Source organism: Streptomyces sp. NPDC022910, from assembly GCF_055561075.1.
This window is the reverse complement of the sequence record NZ_JBVHHL010000046.1, coordinates 20,739-37,306: the sequence shown is the minus strand read 5'-3', so window position 1 is coordinate 37,306 and position 16,568 is coordinate 20,739. Positions and strand designations below refer to the sequence as shown.

Annotated in this window: 13 protein-coding genes; 5 read left to right on the top strand and 8 right to left on the bottom strand. The window is 73.6% G+C overall.

Annotated features, from left to right (window positions below; genetic code table 11):
* Window positions 1–44 precede the first annotated feature (44 nt).
* The 4 genes from ACZ3TS_RS31785 to ACZ3TS_RS31770 form a co-directional block, all read right to left on the bottom strand.
* The gene (locus ACZ3TS_RS31785; RefSeq protein WP_467624733.1) at window positions 45–2,018 is read right to left on the bottom strand and encodes an FUSC family protein; all 1,974 of its coding nucleotides are present in this window, start codon (window positions 2,016–2,018) and stop codon (window positions 45–47) included.
* Window positions 2,019–2,051: 33 nt separating this feature from the next.
* Window positions 2,052–3,065 carry an endonuclease/exonuclease/phosphatase family protein gene (locus ACZ3TS_RS31780; RefSeq protein ID WP_467624732.1) on the bottom strand — a complete coding sequence of 338 codons (1,014 nt, stop codon included), beginning with the start codon at window positions 3,063–3,065 and terminating at the stop codon, window positions 2,052–2,054.
* Window positions 3,066–3,184: 119 nt separating this feature from the next.
* A complete protein-coding gene (locus ACZ3TS_RS31775; RefSeq protein ID WP_467624730.1) occupies window positions 3,185–3,604 on the bottom strand; it encodes a DUF7144 family membrane protein in 420 nt (139 codons plus the stop codon).
* A 105-nt stretch (window positions 3,605–3,709) separates the two neighbouring features.
* Window positions 3,710–4,489, bottom strand: coding sequence for an alpha/beta fold hydrolase (locus ACZ3TS_RS31770; protein WP_467624771.1), 780 nt, complete (start codon window positions 4,487–4,489; stop codon window positions 3,710–3,712).
* 73 nt (window positions 4,490–4,562) lie between these two features.
* Between ACZ3TS_RS31770 and ACZ3TS_RS31765 the strand changes: the two genes are divergently transcribed.
* Window positions 4,563–5,900 (top strand): aminotransferase-like domain-containing protein, encoded by a 1,338-nt coding sequence (locus ACZ3TS_RS31765; RefSeq protein ID WP_467624728.1) that lies wholly within the window; start codon window positions 4,563–4,565, stop codon window positions 5,898–5,900.
* On the opposite strand, the gene ACZ3TS_RS31760 is transcribed toward ACZ3TS_RS31765, so the two are convergent.
* Together ACZ3TS_RS31760 and ACZ3TS_RS31755 are read right to left on the bottom strand one after the other, a co-directional pair.
* A complete protein-coding gene (locus tag ACZ3TS_RS31760; protein WP_467624726.1) occupies window positions 5,815–6,714 on the bottom strand; it encodes a hypothetical protein in 900 nt (299 codons plus the stop codon). The genes ACZ3TS_RS31765 and ACZ3TS_RS31760 overlap by 86 nt on opposite strands.
* Before the next feature lie 308 nt (window positions 6,715–7,022).
* Entirely contained in the window at window positions 7,023–7,502 is a 480-nt protein-coding gene (locus tag ACZ3TS_RS31755) for a hypothetical protein (protein WP_467624723.1), read from the bottom strand.
* Window positions 7,503–7,606: 104 nt separating this feature from the next.
* On the opposite strand from ACZ3TS_RS31755, the gene ACZ3TS_RS31750 reads away from it, so the two are divergent.
* From ACZ3TS_RS31750 to ACZ3TS_RS31740, 3 genes are all read left to right on the top strand, one after another.
* Window positions 7,607–8,242, top strand: coding sequence for an NAD(P)-dependent oxidoreductase (locus ACZ3TS_RS31750; RefSeq protein WP_467624722.1), 636 nt, complete (start codon window positions 7,607–7,609; stop codon window positions 8,240–8,242).
* 345 nt (window positions 8,243–8,587) lie between these two features.
* Window positions 8,588–9,769 carry a PP2C family protein-serine/threonine phosphatase gene (locus ACZ3TS_RS31745; RefSeq protein ID WP_467624768.1) on the top strand — a complete coding sequence of 394 codons (1,182 nt, stop codon included), beginning with the start codon at window positions 8,588–8,590 and terminating at the stop codon, window positions 9,767–9,769.
* Between the two features lie 161 nt (window positions 9,770–9,930).
* Window positions 9,931–11,064, top strand: a complete 1,134-nt coding sequence (locus ACZ3TS_RS31740; protein WP_467624720.1) for a hypothetical protein — start codon at window positions 9,931–9,933, stop codon at window positions 11,062–11,064.
* Window positions 11,065–11,187: 123 nt separating this feature from the next.
* On the opposite strand, the gene ACZ3TS_RS31735 is transcribed toward ACZ3TS_RS31740, so the two are convergent.
* Window positions 11,188–12,429, bottom strand: coding sequence for an amidohydrolase (locus ACZ3TS_RS31735; protein ID WP_467624719.1), 1,242 nt, complete (start codon window positions 12,427–12,429; stop codon window positions 11,188–11,190).
* A 499-nt stretch (window positions 12,430–12,928) separates the two neighbouring features.
* On the opposite strand from ACZ3TS_RS31735, the gene ACZ3TS_RS31730 reads away from it, so the two are divergent.
* A complete protein-coding gene (locus tag ACZ3TS_RS31730) occupies window positions 12,929–14,272 on the top strand; it encodes a helix-turn-helix domain-containing protein (RefSeq protein ID WP_467624716.1) in 1,344 nt (447 codons plus the stop codon).
* 176 nt (window positions 14,273–14,448) lie between these two features.
* On the opposite strand, the gene ACZ3TS_RS31725 is transcribed toward ACZ3TS_RS31730, so the two are convergent.
* Complete coding sequence (locus ACZ3TS_RS31725; RefSeq protein ID WP_467624714.1) at window positions 14,449–16,293, bottom strand: alkyl/aryl-sulfatase; 1,845 nt, start codon at window positions 16,291–16,293, stop codon at window positions 14,449–14,451.
* Window positions 16,294–16,568: the final 275 nt, after the last annotated feature.

The following is a 16,568-nucleotide window of genomic DNA, read 5'->3' as shown; positions in this document are numbered from 1 at the left end:
GGGCCCGGTGCTCCCGCCCCGACCCGTACCCGGGTCCCGTCGTCTCAGTGCGGCGACGCGATCGCCCGCGCCGCCGCGACCTCCTGTCGCAGCGGCTCCAGGATGCTGTCCGGCGGTCCGGTGAGGTCCGTGCGGACCGCGACCAGGACCTCCGTCTCCCGCACGCCCTCCGACAGCTCCCGCAGTTGCAGCGTGACCTGCGCGACCTCGGCGGGGGACGGCGACGGTGCCCCCTGTTTCACCCGCTCCCGTGCGGCCGTCGTCGTGTCCACGATCCGTTCCACCGCGACGACCAGGGGCCACCAGGCGGCGGCGCGGCGTCCCGTCGGCGGCGGTTCGGTCAGCGCCCGCTGGAACTCCGTACGGATCGTGGACAGGTCGCGGTACAGGCGGCGCCGCATGCGGGCGCGGGTCCCGGGATCGGTGGAGTCGCCGAACGCGGCATCCACGTACGCCGCCGTGTCGGCGACCGCGTCCGCGAGCCGGTCGCCCACGCGCGTGCGCCAGCTCTCCGGCCACAGCAGATAACCGGCGACGAGAGCGATCGCGCACCCGATCAGCGAGTCGACCAGGCGGGGAACCAGCAGTGCCGTGCCCTGGCGGTTGAGGATGTCCGACAGGATCAGGATCACCGGTGTGATCGCGGCCGTCTGGTAGCCGTATCCGCGGGGCGTCAGCGCGGGGATGAGCGGAGCGAGGACCAGCAGGGCCGCCACGTCCCCCCAGCCGAGCGGAACCGCGGCGAGCACCACGGCCGCCGCCACCAGGCCCGCCACCGTGCCCAGCGCGCGCAGCAGCGCCCGGGAGAAGACCGACCCGAAGTCCGGCTTCAGGACGAAGGTGATGGTGAGGGCGATCCAGTACGAGCGTGGGACCGGGACGAGGGACACCAGGGCCTGGGCGATGCCGATGCACAGCGCGAGGCGCAGCCCGTAGCGCCACGAGGTGCCGGAGAGAAGGACGTCGCGGCCCGCGCGACAGGCGCGGACGCGCAGGGGGGCGATGGGGGTTCCCCCTGCTCGAGCGTCGTCGAGAGCTTGGGAGAGGCCGAGGCGGTCGGCGAAGGTGCGCAGGTCGACGTTCTGGGCCGTCACGACCTCGGCGGCGTGGCGCAGCGCGTGGTCCACGGCGCGTCCCGTCTCGCCGACCGGCTCGGGCAGGCCGAGGGCGACGAAGCCCCGCTGGCAGGCGTCCACGGCGTCGGCGAGGCGGCGCACAGCGGCCGGTATCTCCGGCGGCAGCGGCCTGCCGTAGTGGTGGGCGGCCGGGGCGGCCTCCACCACCGGCGTGATCGCGTTCAACTGGGCGAGCAGACGCACCAGTTCGGGACTGCGGCCGTGGTGGCGGGCGCGCCGGGCGAGGACGAGGTCGTAGGACTCGTTGAAGGACTGGGTGACGGCGTACCGGGCGGCGTCGTACCGGTCCGTCCCGCAGGCGGCCAGCAGGTCGGCGACCGCGCGGTAGCTGCCGGCGACCGCGGCCCGCTCCGGCACGCCCGAGCGCAGCGGCCAGGCGAGCAGTGCCAGGGCGAGGACGAGCAGTCCGCCGCCGGATATGAGCAGCGGCGCCAGCCACCAGCCGCCGGGCAGCGGGAGTCCCGCCCCGATCACCGCGTTGAGGAGCAGCAGCAGCCCGGAGGCGGAGGAGACCGCGCCGATCGAGGAGATCATTCCGGAGACCAGCGCGACCCCCGTCAGGGCGGCGACGGTGATCCAGCCCTGCTCGAACACCAGCGCACCGACGGTGACGCCGGCGGCCCCGAAGAGCTGGGGGATCGCGATGTTGAGGATCCGCATGCGGTACGCGTCCGCGGTGTCCCCGATGACGCCGGACAGGGCGCCAAGGGCGGCGAGTGCGCCGTAGGCGGGTTCCCCGAAGGCGAGTCCGATCGCGAGCGGCAGGGACAGGGCGACCGCGGCGCGGGCGACGGCGGGCCAGTTGACGGGTGCCTGCTGGGGTTTGAGGTTCCTTACCAGCCAGTCCGGAGGGGTGAGGCCGATGGGAAACTCGCGGGACATGCTCTCATTATCGCCATTTGGCGCGGGTGACCCTCAGGCCCGGGCCTGCCGGTGGAGGGTGACGTCGACGAGCAGGGCGCGGTGGTCGGTGCCGGAGATGTCCAGGAAGCGGGCCGAGTTCGCGGAGAAGTCCCGGGAGACGAGGACGTGGTCGATCTGGGTGCCGAACGGCGGTGCGGTCCTGGCGGGCCAGGACGGCGTGCGGGAGTCTCCGGCGAGTCGGGCGCCGTCGCGCAGACCGGTGTCCAGGATGCGGCGGAAGGCGGCGTGGTCCTGGGAGGCGTTGAAGTCCCCGGCGAGGACGGTGGGGGTGTCGCCGCCGGCGGCCGCATAGGAGCGCAGCTCCCCCAGTTCTCGCTGCCAGAGCGAGAGCTGGCCGGGGAGCGGGGGCATGGGGTGGGCGAGCTGGAGGCGTACGGCGTGGCCGCGGATGTCGGCCACGGCTCCGGGCATGCCCATGGTGCCGGGCACGCCGGGCGCGGCCCTCAGCGGGAACCGGCTCAGGATGAGTGACCCGTCGGAACCGGCCCCCTCCACGGCCTGCCGGTAGGGGTAGGCGCCGCCCGCGCCGCCGAAGGCGCGCCGAAGGGTGGCGGAGCAGCGGTACTCGCACTCCTCGACGAACACGATGTCGGGGCGCTCGCGGCGGATGGCGGGCACGAGGGAGTCGGTGCCGCGGCCGAACTCCACGTTGGAGGTCAGCACCCGGAATTCGGCGAGCGGGGTGCCGGTGGGCTCTCCGGCCCTGCCGTACGGCTCGATGAACCAGGCGAGCGCGGCGAGCGCGAGGACGCCCCAGACCATGCCGGTGCGCCAGCGGGCGAGCAGAGCCAGGAGAAGGGCGAGTGCGGTGGGGGCGAGCAGCCAGGGCAGGAAGGCGAGCAGTTGCGGGACGGGCGTGACCGCGTCGGTGTCGGCGGCACGGCAGCCGACGACGACGCTCACCCCGGCGAGCAGCAGCCCGGCGAACCAGGCCACCGCGCTCCGCCCCCCGGGCCGGCGCCGGGTCTCGGCCTGCCCGGTCCGTTCCGCGGTCGCAGTCTCCACCTACCGCCGCCTTCCCCTCGGTGGACTCGGTGTCCGAATCCTCCCTCAAGGACGGGATCGCGGGGGAGATGGTTGCCGACGCGACACGGGCTGCGGCGGACCTCGGTCCGTCGGAGGAGCTACGGCATCGCCTCGGTGCGGTCCCCCGTCACCAGGGACCAGATCACGAGACCGCCGATCGCGATGGCGATGAACGACCAGACCGGGGCGTACGGCAGGAACATGAAGTACAGGATCATGTACAGGGCCGCCAGGCCCACGCCCGTCCAGCGCGCCCACTCCATGCCCTGGAGCACCCCCCAGCCCGTGACCGCCACCAGGACACCGACGATCAGGTGGATCCAGCCCCAGGTGGTGAGGCTGAACTGGTACACGTAGTCGCCGACGCGGAGGTACACGTTGTTCGTGGCGATGCCCGCGATGCCGTTCAGCACCCCCACGACTCCCCCGACCATCATCAGGACCCCGGCGAACGCCGTGCCGCCGGTCGCCCACGCCGTGCGCTTCGGGTGCGCGGTGCGTGCGGTGTGCTGGACCATGGGGGTCGCCTCCTCGGGACGGGACGTTCATCCGCAGGTTCGCCCGGGAGGAGGGGCCGCGCAGGGGGAGAGGGGCCGAACGGGTGAGCGCGGGTGCCTGCTGTCTCAGGCGTCCACCCGCCCCAGGAACTCCCCCAGCGCCTTGTCGAACTCCTTCGGCCGTTCCAGGTTCGGCAGGTGGGCGGCGCCCGCCACGACCTGGAGCGTCGAGTCGGGGAGCGCCGCATGCATGGCCTCCGCGTCCGCGACGGGGGTGTACGTGTCGTCCTCGCCGACCACCACCAGGGCCGGGACCGTGACGCGGGTGAGCAGGTCGCGGTAGTCGGGGCGTTCCGCCCGGCCGCGCAGGGCCGCCGCCGCGCCCTCGGGGGACGTCGCGGTCATCATGCGGTGGACGTGTGCCGCCACATCAGGGTCGGCGTACGGTGCGACCATCCGGTGCAGCACCTCGTCGGCGTACCCGCGCATCCCTTCGCGCAGCAGGCGGTCCGCCATGGCGTACCGGGCCCGCCTGCCCTCGTCGGTCTCCGCCGCCGGGAAGGTGTCCGCGAGGACGAGACCGGCGATCCGCTCCGGGAACCGGGACCAGCACTCCATGGCGATCTGGCCGCCCATGGAGAGCCCGGCGAGGACGAAGCGGTCCACACCCAGGTCGTCGAGGAGGCCCGCGATGTCGTCGGCGAACGCCGCGAGCGGGGTGACGCCGGCGACGACCGGGGAGGCGCCGTAGCCGCGCAGATCCGGGGCGATGACACGGCGCGTGCGGGGGAACTCCGTGAGCTGCGGGGCCCACATCGTGCGGTCGAAGGGGTGGCCGTGGACGAGGACGAATGGCAGTCGACCGGTATCGGTGCCTTCGTCCTCGTATGCGAGGAAGGGTGCCATGGCCATGACCCTAGGGTCGTCAACTGCTCGGCGCAATAAGATCTTTGCCCTCGGTGCAATCCAAGGGGGAATCGTGGAGGACTACCGGCGGATCGCCGACCGGATCGCCGCGGACATCGCCGCGGGGCGGCTGCGCCCGGGTCAACGGCTGCCTCCGCAGAGGGCGTTCGCCCGACGGCACGGGATGGCGGCGTCGACGGCGGGGCGGGTGTACGGCGAACTCGTGCGGCGCGGACTCGTGGTCGGGGAGGTCGGACGGGGCACCTTCGTACGGGCTTCGCCGGTGCCGACGGGCCGCGCGCTCGCTGAACCGGCGACCGCGGCGCCCGTCAATCTTGAGCTCAACTACCCGTCCGCGCCCGGCCAGTCCGAGCTGCTGGCGGCCGGGCTCGCGCCGCTGCTGCGGCCGGACGCCCTCGCCGAGGCCACCCGCACGGCGCCCGCCGCCGGGACGCCGGCCGCGCGCGAGGCCGCCGCGGGGCTCCTCGCCACCGCCGGCTGGCGTCCGCACCCGGACCGGCTGCTGTTCGCCGGCAACGCACGGCAGGCCATCGCGGGAGCCCTCGGCGCCCTCGTGCCGCCCGGCGGCCGCGTCGGCGTCGAATGGCTGACGTATCCGCTGGTCAAGGAGATCGCGGCGCGCCTGGGCATCGTCCTCGTCCCGCTCGCCACGGACGACCAGGGCCTGCGTCCGGACGCACTCGCCGCCACGCACCGCTCCGCGCCGCTGTCCGCGGTGTACGTGCAGCCGACGCTGCACAATCCGACGTCGGTGACCACGGGGCGAGAGCGGAGGGGACAGCTTGCCGATGCCCTGCGTGCCGTGGACCTGCCGGTCATCGAGGACCGCATCTGGTCGTTCCTGTGCGGGGACGAGGGCGGCCGGCCCCTCGCGGCATACGCCCCCGAACGCACCTACGTCGTGGACGGGTTGTCCAAGCGTGTCGCGCCCGGGCTCACCGTCGGGTTCCTCGTGGTGCCCGAAGGGCGCGGCGAGGAGGCCGCCGGGGCGCTGCGGTCGGGCGGATGGACGGCGGGGCGGTTCGCACTGGAGGCGGCGGTGCGGTGGATCGGGGACGGGACCGTGGCGCGGCTGGTGGCGGCCAAGCGGGCGGACGCCGAGGCGCGCCAGCGACTGGTCGCGGAGCACCTCGGCGGCTTCGCCGTACGGGCCGATCCGCGGGCCTACTTCGCCTGGTGGGAGCTGCCGCGGCCCTGGCGTGCGGACGTGTTCGCGGCGGCCGCGGCGGAGCGGGGGATCGCGGTGACGCCGGGACCGGCCTTTGCGGCTCGTGGTGGGGCGGAAGGCGTTGCCTCGTACTCTGTCAGGCTCGGACTTGCGTCGGTTCCTCCGCCGCAGCTTGAGCGGGCGCTGTGGACGCTCGCCGGCGTCGCGCGTACAGGCCCGTGAGCCAGGCGATCAGGGCGACCGTGAGACCGAGTGCCATGAGCACCCAGGAGGCCATGCGCAGCGTCCTGGTGAGCGCGTCGTAGATCGCGCCGGCCGCGGGGTGCGAGACATCCGCAGGGAGGTCCCGCAGCGTCATCCGGCGGCCCACCGCGATGGCGACGGCGAGCAGCGCCGCGCCCAGCGCCGTGCCGAGTCCGGTCGCGAGCACGGCCCGGCGGCGGCATACCGACAGCAGGATGCCGGTCACGGCGAGGACGACCGCGGCCACGGGCAGCCAGAAACCGGCGATTTCGAGCACGTGGAACCCCTTCCGCAGTTTCGTCAGGTCCTCCGCCTGCAGCAGGGTGATCTCCGTGTGCGCGACAGGGATACGGCCCGCGAACGGTACATGCTCGTCGGCGAGTTGCTGCTTCAGGCGCTCGGTGGCGGGGGCGAGGTCGATGGTGACGGGGCTGTCGCCGTCGTCGCGCAGGGCGCGCATCACGGCCTCGTGGGCGGTGAGGTTGGCGGTGTCCCAGGCGGTACGGAAGGCCTCGGTGGCGGTGAAGGAGCGGACCGCGTCGTGGACGAAGGCGTGCACCGAGCCCTCCAGGGGCGGGCCGACGTGCACCTCGCGCATGATGCCGTCGGTGACCGCGGCGGCGATGGCGTCCCTGACCTGGGCGTCGGAGGCCAGCGGAGCGGTGGTGGCGGCGTAGCGGGCGCCGTCCTCGATGCCGTACTTCGCCCACGCGGCGAGTACGCCCAGCGGCGCGAGCAGGCACGCGAGGCCGACCAGCACGGCGGAGAGCACACTCCGGACTTGTCGAGACACGTCATCAGCGAACCGCGTCCCTGAACAGTCGGCGAGCTGTTTGCCTGCAAATGGGTGGATATGACAATTCGATGGGTGGGCACGGTGTGGGCAGGGCAGGGCAGGGCAAACCCCGTGATCGCACGCTCCGGTGGAGGGTTCACCCGAACGGGTGTTATCTGGTGGTGGGGAGAGACGACTGGGGCTCCTCGACCGGCTCCCGGGAGCCGATCCCGGGTGACGGGTGAGTGAGGGAGACGCATGAGGCCCCGGCGTCGGCGTGGGCCGACGGCCGGGGTCTCGTGCGCCGAACGTGAGCCGGCCGGAGGTCAGCCGGTCTGCCACTGCTCCTCGCCCGGCTCCTCGTGGGTGTAGTAGCGGTAGTAGTCGAACAGGAACGCGCCCACGGCGATCGCGAGCGAGATGCCGATGCTGCGCAGCACGGTGTGGCCGGTCTGGCTGTAGAGGAAGCCGAACGCGACGCCCGCGAACACCGCCCACGTCAGCGCGCGCGGCCCGCGACCCAGGCGCGGAGCCACCCTCAGCACGCCGATGCACAGCACCGCGAACACGAGGGCGGACACGAAGCCGAACAGCACGTTCCAGCCGGTGATCGGACCGCCGTCACGCCTGATCGCCGCGGCCCAGTAGCCGTAGACGAGTCCGATGGCGACGGGGGCCACCACCCGCGCGATCCGGTGTACGCGCGGGTCGAGGACCTCGGGCGGGCGGTATGCCGTGACGGCCGCACGGGGTCTTGTGGCGGGTGCGCGTGGTGCCCCTGGCACGGGTGCCGCCGCATGAGCCATGGGAACGCTCCTCTCTGCTCGCCCCCGCACTCCAGCGCACACCTGGCAGGGGCGGCCGGCAAGTCGGGATGCGCGGCCCACGGGGCCGTGTTTCGCTGGGGCTCATGAGGATCGTGCTGTTCGGGGCGACGGGAATGGTGGGCAGCCGGATCGCCGCGGAGGCGACGCAGCGCGGACACCGGGTCACGGCCGTGAGTCGTTCCGGTCAGTCGCCCGTTCCCGGGGTGACCGCCGCGGCGGCCGACGCCTCGGACCCGGCGAAGGTCGCCGCGCTGGTGACGGGGGCGGACGCGGTGGCGAACGCGTGCGCACCGCCGCGGGGCGGTTCGGACCCGAAAGAGCCGTTCCTCGCTCTCAACCGTTCCCTCGTGCAGGGCACGCGCGAAGCCGGGGTGCGGCGGCTGGGCGTGGTCGGCGGCGCGGGCAGCCTCGAGGTCGCGCCCGGACGGGAGCTGTGCGACCAGCCGGGATTCCCCGAGGCGGTCCTGCCCGAGGCGCTCGCCCACCGCGCCGTCCTGGAGTACTACCGCACCATCGACGACCTGGACTGGACCTATGTCTCCCCCGCCGCCGAGATCGCCCCCGGCGAGCGCACGGGCCGCTTCCGGGTGGACGACGACAGACTGCTCACCGATGCGTACGGCAACAGCCGGATCAGCGCCGAGGACTACGCGGTCGCATTCGTCGATGAACTGGAACAGGGCACGCATCTGCGCGCCCGCATGTCGGTCGCCTACTGAGGAACGGCAGCGCCGGTGCCCACCAGGCGACCACCCCACGACCGGCCGGAGGAGGGCCGGGGGGAGCAGGACGGGGCCGTACGCCGGTGGTGGCGCGGCGTCCGGCGGCCCGGCGGCCCACGCGTCGGCCATGGGCACGCCGCCCTCGGAGCCTCGCTCTCGGATCCCTCCGCCGCCGAGGGGACGGCGGCCCACGATGCCTCCGCCCCCGAGGGGCCGCTGCCCGCCGTCTCCGTCCCCGACGAATCCGTGCTGGAGGGACCGGCCGCCTCCCTACGGGAGTGCCCGCCCGGGCCCGCAGGCGGCGGCCCCGTGGGAACCCTGCGCGGCGGGCCTCCGGTTTCGTTGCGCGGCGGACGCATCGGGCCGGCGCGCGACCGGCTCCCCCGTCCCCCGGGCTCCGAGGCCCCGCCCGCGGGGCATCAGCTGCTGCGCGTGCGCGGGCGCAGTGTCGCCTGGGTGCCGCCGCTCGCGCTGCTCGTCGCCATCGCCGGACTCGACTGGGGGACGGGCGGCGAGTTCCGCACCATCTCCTGGGTGGTCCTGGTCCCCGGTATCGCCGCCGCGATCTGCGGGCTGTGGGGCACGTTCGTCTTCGCCGTCCTGGCCGTCGTCACATACGAATTCGAGGACCGTGCCTGGCCGCACCAGTTCCGGACCGGGCTGCCCGACTTCATCCTGGTCGTGGTGGGCGGTGTGCTCGCCGTGCTGGCCTGCGCGGTCCGCCTGCGCGGCGAGCGGCGCATGCTGCACATGCAGGACGTCGCCGACACCACCCGGCGCACGGTGCTGCGCCCGTTGCCGGCCGGCTGGGGCGGCCTCGACCACGCGGCGGTCTACCTCGCCGCGGACAGCATCGCCCGCGTCGGCGGCGACTTCTACGACATCCAGCCCGGCCCGCAGGGGACCCGCGTCCTGCTCGGCGACGTCCAGGGCAAGGGACTCGGTGCGGTCGCGGCCGCGTCGGCGCTGCTCGGCACGTTCCGTGAGGCGGCGTACCACGCTCCTTTCCTCACCACGGCCGCCGAGCGGCTGGAGATCCGGATGCGGCGGCACGTGCGCTACTGCGCGGACATCGGCCTCGACGAGGACGAGCGCTTCGCCACGGCCGTGCTGGTCGGCTTCCCGCCGGCCGAGTCCCTGTACGTGGAGGTCATCAACTTCGGGCACGAGCCGCCGCTGGTGGTCGCGGCCGACGGCGTACGGCCCCTGCCGCCCGGCGAGGGACTGCCGCTCGGCCTCGGCGGACTGGGCGACGGGCTGCCGCCCACGCTGCGCCTGCCGCTCGCCGACGAGGAGACGCTGCTGCTGGTCACGGACGGGGTGAGTGAGGCGCGGAACGCCACGGGGGAGTTCTTCCCGCTGCGGGACGAGGTGGCCCGCGCGCTCGCCGAGGACCCGCGCGTCGCCGAGCCCGGGCGCCTGGTGCGCTTCGTGCGGGACGGCACACTGCGCCACAGCGGGGGCCATCTCCAGGACGACACCACGATCTTCGCGGTACGACGGCGCCCGGTCGGCGCGGACTGAGCCACCGCCTCCGGCCCTCGAGCTGCGCGCGTGGCGAACCAGCCTTCCGCGCACCCGCCGCACAACCAGGCCCTACGCGGGCGTTTGCTCTTCCTCCGTCGCACCTTTGCATGCGCAGCGGTTACGGTGCTGACGTGTGTGATCGATCGGGGGAGGGAACGATGCCCGGAACCGTGCTGCTGCTCGCGGCCTCGCCGGCGGGCAAGGGGTGTCTGGTGGACGCGGCCTCCGTGCTCCCGGTGCTCGCGGCCGTCGCCCCGCCGGTGCTGTCCGGCACGGACACGGCGAACGTGGTCGAACTCGCCGATCCGCTCGAGCCGCAGGCCGTCCTCACCCGGCTCCGGGCCGCCGCGGCCGCTCCCGGCCCGCTGACGGTGTTCCTCACCGGGCAGCTCCAGCTCGACCGCCGCCAGCACCTGCCGCACCTGGCGCTGGCCCGCACCACCCCGGCAACGATCCGCTACACCGGCTTCCCCTGGCACTGGATCCGGGAGGAACTGCGGCTGCGCCCGCCCGGTACGACGACGGTGTTCGCGGACCTGCACGCGGATCCGGAGACGTGGCAGCACCTGCGCACCGGCCCCCTCGACTGCGGCCCCGCCGTCCCCCTTTACGGCCGCGTCGCCCCGCCGCCACCGCGCCGCGCGCTGGCGGCCCCGGCATACATGAAGGCCCTGGCGACGATCCTGCGCAGCGGCCACCGCCCGGACCCGGCGACCCTGCACCACCAGGCGCTGACCCGGGCGTACGCAGAGAACGGCGCACAGGGGGAGGTCATCATGACGCCCGACCAGCCGACGGGGAGCCGGGGCTGGTACACACCCCCGTCGTTCACGCCCGCACCGCCCCATGCCGCGGCCCCGGACCCCCACGCCGCGCTCACCGCCGCCGTCCAGCACGGCCGGCACACGGAGGCGGCCACGCTCGCCGCGCAGTGGGAGCAGGCGGCGCTGCGGGAACACGGCCCCGGCTCCGAGGAGGCGCTGCACTGGATGGAGGTCCGCGCCGACCTGGCGATGCTCGCGGGTGACGCGGACCGCAGCTGCGAGACCTGGATGGCGGTCGCCACCGCCCGTCTCTCGGCCGGCCAGAGCCCCGAGTCCCCGGCGGTGGAGGCGGCCGTCGACCGTGCCCACCACCAGTGGGGCCGCATGCGCGACGCGGGCCGGGCCCGCGAACTGGGCCCGGCCCTGGTCGGGTTGCGGGAGCGGGTGCCGGGACGGCGCGAAGGGGCCCTGAACCACATCCACGAGCACCTTCGCCGTCTGCAGCGTCAGCTCCAGACCCAGCCGTGACGGTGCACGGCCGTGCGGAGCGTCAGCTCGGGGATGCCGGTGCCGCGGTGAGCACCGCCGAACCGAAGAGGGCCGCCAGGACGTGGTTCGTGTGTGCCGGGGGTGGTGAGTGAGCGGGCTGAGTCATGCCACTGACAAATGGGCCAGCGCCCCCGACACCAGCGTCCGAACACCGGGGGCGAGTGTGGACAGGTCGGGCGCGAAGCGGGGGCTGTGATTGCTCGGGACCGCCGCGAACTTCTCCATCAGGTCGGCGCCCGGCGCCGCCTCCCAGACGTCGGCCGGGGTGCTCGTCACGAACCAGTACGCGTAGGGGACTCCTTCCGGCGCCAGGTGCGGGAAGTCCTCGCTGCCCATCGCGGGTCCCGGGTCGAAGACCGTGCCCGCGCCGAACACCTCGCGGTGCGCGGCGGCGACCCGGTGGTCGGTGTCGGCGTCGTTGAGCGTGACCGGGAAGTCGGCGCCCACGGTCACCTCGGGGTCGTGCGGGCAGCCCGCGGCCAGGCACTCACCGGCCGCGATGCGCCGGATCGCGGCGATCATCCGGTCGCGGACCCCGGCCGACTGCGTGCGCAGGTTCAGGGCGATGTGGGCCCGGGAGGGAATGATGTTGTGCCGGGTGCCCGCCTCGATCCGGCCGACGGTCAGCACCGCGGAGTCGCGGGGGGCGATCTCCCGGCTGACGACGGTCTGCAGTCGGGTGACCAGGTAGGCGGCCGTGACCACGGGATCCACGGTCGTCTCCGGGCGCGAGCCGTGGCCGCCCCGGCCGTGCACGACGATGTCCACGTCCGTCGAGGCGGACAGGATCAGCCCCGGGGAGTGCGCGTAGAGCCCCGCCGGGCCAGGTGCCGCGTGCTGGCCGAGCAGGACGTCGGGCCGCGGGAAGCGTGCGTACAGACCGTCCGAGACCATCGCCCGTGCGCCCTGCCCGGTCTCCTCGGCGGGCTGACCCACCACGAGCAGTGTCCCCGACCAGGCGTCGCGACCGGCGGACAGCGCCCCGGCCGCGCCCGCCAGCCAGGTGACGTGCAGGTCGTGCCCGCAGGCGTGCATCACGCCCGGTATCTCGGAGGCGTACGGCAGACCCGTCTCCTCGGCGACGGGCAACGCGTCCATGTCGGCGCGCAGCAGGACGGTGGGCCCGTCGCCGTTGCGCAGCACGCCGACGACCCCGGTGCCGCCGACACCCTCGGCGGTCTCGTACCCGGCCGTGCGCAGCCGCTCGGCGAGCTTCCCGGCGGTTCGGTGCTCGCACAGGGACAGTTCGGGATGGCGGTGCAGATCCCGGTAGCAGTCCTCCAGGTCGGCGACCGGGAGGTCGGCGGTGAGGTCCAGCGCGGTGCGGGCGGCGGAGGAGGTCACGGGGCCAGAGTATGCGCAGGGGCCGTCCGTCGGTACGGAGTCGTCCGGGGCGGCCGTCGGCCAGGCGGGAGGCGGCCGCCGGCGAGAGCGGGGGAGTCTCCGCCGACGGCCGCCGTCTGGGGGGTCCCCTCGGTGCCGACCTCGTCGGGCCGGGTCAGCGAGGCCCCTGCGTGACGTGCTGGGACGACCGAGGCTCCACCGCCCTGGCCGGGCCCGCGTTGGCAGCCGTCACGAGCGCGGCCACGGCGACGAGGGCTGCGGCGAAGCCTCTGGCGTAACGCGGCGATATGCGTCCGTGATGCACGGAAGAGCGTCCGAGCACGGCAACCGACCTCGCAATTACAGCGATGGATTAAGCACGTTTAAGGTGCTCCTAACGTAGGGGGTGGAGAGGCGGATCGGGAAGAGCAGCAGGGAAAGTCAGGGGGATGTGAGTGGAGATTGACAAAAAGTCAGGAAGCAGCGCTTTGTAAGCGTGGTTACTGGCATGATTAATCGCATGGCGGACCGAGACGACCCGGAGACCATCGGGCGCAGGGTGCAGCAGCTGCGGCACGAACGGGGAATGACCCAGAAGCAGTTGGCCGAGCCCGCGTACACGCCCGCCTACATCTCCACCCTCGAGGCCGGGCGGGTCCGGCCCTCCGACGAGGCTCTCCGACACCTCTCCGAGCGGCTCGGTGTCGCGTTCGAGGAGCTGGCCACGGGCCGTCCCGCCCATCTCGCCACCGCCCTGCGGCTCAGGCTGACCGACGCCCAGCGCACCCTCTCCACCGGAGAGGCCGAGGTCGCGGCCGAACAGTACGGAGCACTGCTGGCCGAGGCCGAGGCGCACGGGCTCGGCGCCGAGGAGGCCGCCGCGCTGCTCGGACTCGGCGAGTGCGCGCTGGACGTCGGCGACCTCGCGGCGGCGCGGCGGTACTTCGAGCGGTCCGAGAAACGCCTGGCCGACTCACCGCTGCCCAGCAGGGTCCCGGCGCTGCGCGGTCGCGCCGTCTCCCACTACCTCGCCGGTGAACTCCGGTACGCCTGCTACCTGTTGGAATCCACCCTCGACGAGCTCAACCGCTCGGGACTGCACGACCCCGACGCCCTGCTGTTGCTCTACGCGAGCGCCATAGGCCCGTACATGGACATGGGAGCGCACGTACGGGCCGCGCAGGCGGCCGAGTTCGCCCTGGCCCTCGCGCCCCAGGTCCAGGACCCCGCTCTGGTGGCCCGCATGCACCGGTCCGTCGCCCGCACGCTCCTGGCGGAGGGCCGCATCGCCGAGGCGGACACCTCCCTCGCCAAGGCGGCCGAGCTGTACCGGCAGCTGCAGATCCGCACCGAGCTGGCCAACTGCCACTGGATGCGCGGCTATCTGTACGCCCAGAACGGCGAACTCGAGCGTGCGGAAGGCAAGTTGCGCGAGGCCCTCGCCATGCTCTCTGAGAAACGGGCCGCCCTCTACAGCAGTCAGGTCGCGGTGGAGCTGGCGGACGTGCTGCACCGGCGCGGGAAGTCCGAGGAGGCCGCGGAGCTGCTGCACGGCGTCCTCGGCGACATCGGCCCCGAGCGCGGCGCGGTGCACTCCGCCGCCGCGCACCGCCTCCTCGGCATCATCGCGGAGGACGCCCGCGACACGGAGGCCGCGGAGGAACACTACGTGCGTGCGCTCAGCCTGCTGGAGAGGGCGGGAGCGGCCGGCGACCTCGCGGACCTGTGCCGTCTGCTCGGCGATCTGCTGCGGCGCACCGGCCGGGTGGAGGCGGCCCTGGACGCGTACCGCACGGGCCTCGGCCACCGGACCGCCCCGGGCACGACGACTCTGGGCCCGGCACCGGCGCAGCCGCCGCTCTGACGGCCCGTTCCTGGGCGGATCCATGCCGACGCACAGCCGACGTCGCCGACGTGCGGCGCGTCTGGCACCCCAGGGGCGGCTCGGAATCGTCGGCGGCGTGACCTGCGGCGCCGGGGCGCGAGGACGGTCGGGCAGGTCGAGGAGCCTTCGGACCCCTGCGACCACTGCGAGACGCGTCAGGGAGTGACGATCGGGAACCCCCGGTCCGGCTGTGTCACATACGAGAACAGCCGCTTCAGCAGCCCCCGGTCCCCCTCCGTCTCGATGCCCGCGAGGCCCTTGCCCGCGAGCAGGCCCAGGAGTTCGGGGCGGGTGAGGGTGAGCGTCAGGCCAGCGTGCGGCTTCGGTGTGCGGTGCAGCGGAAGGCTGCGGTGGGTGAGCGCGCCGTGCTCCAGGTTGACCCGGTGCCTGCGCTCCTCGTCGATCACGACCAGGTCGATGATGAGGCGTGGCTCCCGCGCCGCCCGCGGCCCGTCGATGCGTACGGCGAGGGAGTCCAGCAGCATGCCGACGGTGAGCGCCGACGTCATGTCGGCCGTGTCCGTGGTGACGGCGGGGCCGCCCGTGCCCTCCAGCAGTTCCCGCGCCCCGGTCAGATAGATGTTCCGCCATGTCCCGTTCTCGGCGCCGTGCCCGAGCCGTTCGTACACGACCGCCAGCGTCCGCTTCGCCTGCTCGTTGTCCGGGTCGGCGAAGACGAGATGGTTGAGGAGGGTGGCCGCGAAGCGCGGGTCCCCGGCGTCGGCGTACCGGCGCGCCGCCGCGAGCATCGCGTCGGGGCCGCCCGCCACCTCCACGTACCGCTCGGCGAGCTGGACCGGCGGATGCTCCCACAGGTGGGCGGGATTGCCGTCGTACCACCCCATGTACCGCTGGTAGACGGCCTTGGCGTTGTGGTTCAGCGAGCCGTAGTACCCCCGCGCGTGCCAGGCGTCCTCCAGCGCGGGCGGCAGCCGCAGCTCCTCCCCGATCTCCGCTCCCGTCAGACCGCTGTTCAGCAGCCGCAGGGTCTGATCGTGCAGATACGCGTACAGATCCCGCTGCTCCGCCAGCAGCTGGACGACGTTCTCGTGTCCCCAGGTCGGCCAGTGGTGCGAGGCGAACGCCACGTCGTAGGCGTCGCCGAAGAAGTCGATCGCCTCGTCGAGGTAGCGGGACCAGACGCGGGCGTCGCGGACGAGGGCGCCGCGCAGGGTCAGGATGTTGTGCAGGGTGTGGGTGACGTTCTCGGCGAGGCACAGCGCACGCTGCTCGGTGAAGAGGAAGTTCATCTCGGCCGGCGCCTCGGTGCCCGGCGTCAGCTGGAACAGCATCCGGACGCCGTCGACGGTCTCCGTCTGCCCGCTGTGCGTGATGTCGACGGTCGGCGGGATCATGGTGACCGTACCGGTGGACATGGTCGTGCCGAGCCCGGTGCCGATCTGCCCGGCGGGCTCCTTCGGCAACCGTGCGCCGTACATGAACCCGGCGCGGCGGGCGATCGCGGGCCCGGCGAACACGTTCTCGCTGACCGCGTGCTCCAGGAACCCGACGGGTGCGAGGACCGGCACGCCCGCCTCCGCCTCGCGCGGCAGCACACCGCGGGCTCCGCCGAAGTGGTCGACGTGGGAGTGGGTGTAGACCAGCCCGGTGACGGGCCGTTGTCCGCGGTGCCGCCGGTACAGGGCGAGGGCGGCCCCCGCGCACTCGGTGGAGATGAGCGGATCGACGACCACGACGCCGTCGTGGCCCTCCACGAGAGTCATGTTGGCCAGGTCGAGCCCGCGCACCTGGTAGACGCCCTCGGTCACCTCGAACAGCCCCTGCCGCGCGCACAGCTGCGACTGCCGCCACAGACTGGGATGCGCGGTGTCGGGACAGTCCCCGTCGAGGAACCCGTACGCGTCCCCGTCCCACACCACCCGCCCGTCCCCGGCCGTCACCACCCCGGGCACGAGAGCGGCGACGAACCCTCGGTCGGCGTTCTCGAAGTCGGTCCGGTCCTCGAAGGGCGGCAGACCGTCACGGGGCGCTGCGTCCATGGGGCCAGCTTCGGCGCGAGGCTTGCGCGGGGCCAGCGGTGGGGGACCGTTCGAGGTGTCCGGAGATCACCCCTCCTTGCCCGTCATGGCCTGGCTCACGAGGCTCTTCGCCAGGGCCCCCGCGGACGCGGGCAGTGGGCCATCCTTGCCGGCCGCTTGCCCGGGGCGGGGTGTTCGTATGCCACGACGAGCGCGTCGACGAGGAGGAGCAGCGTGGCGAGCGCCGACCGTGCCCCGGGCCGCCGCTCGGTCGGCGAAGGTGACCGTCCCCTCGC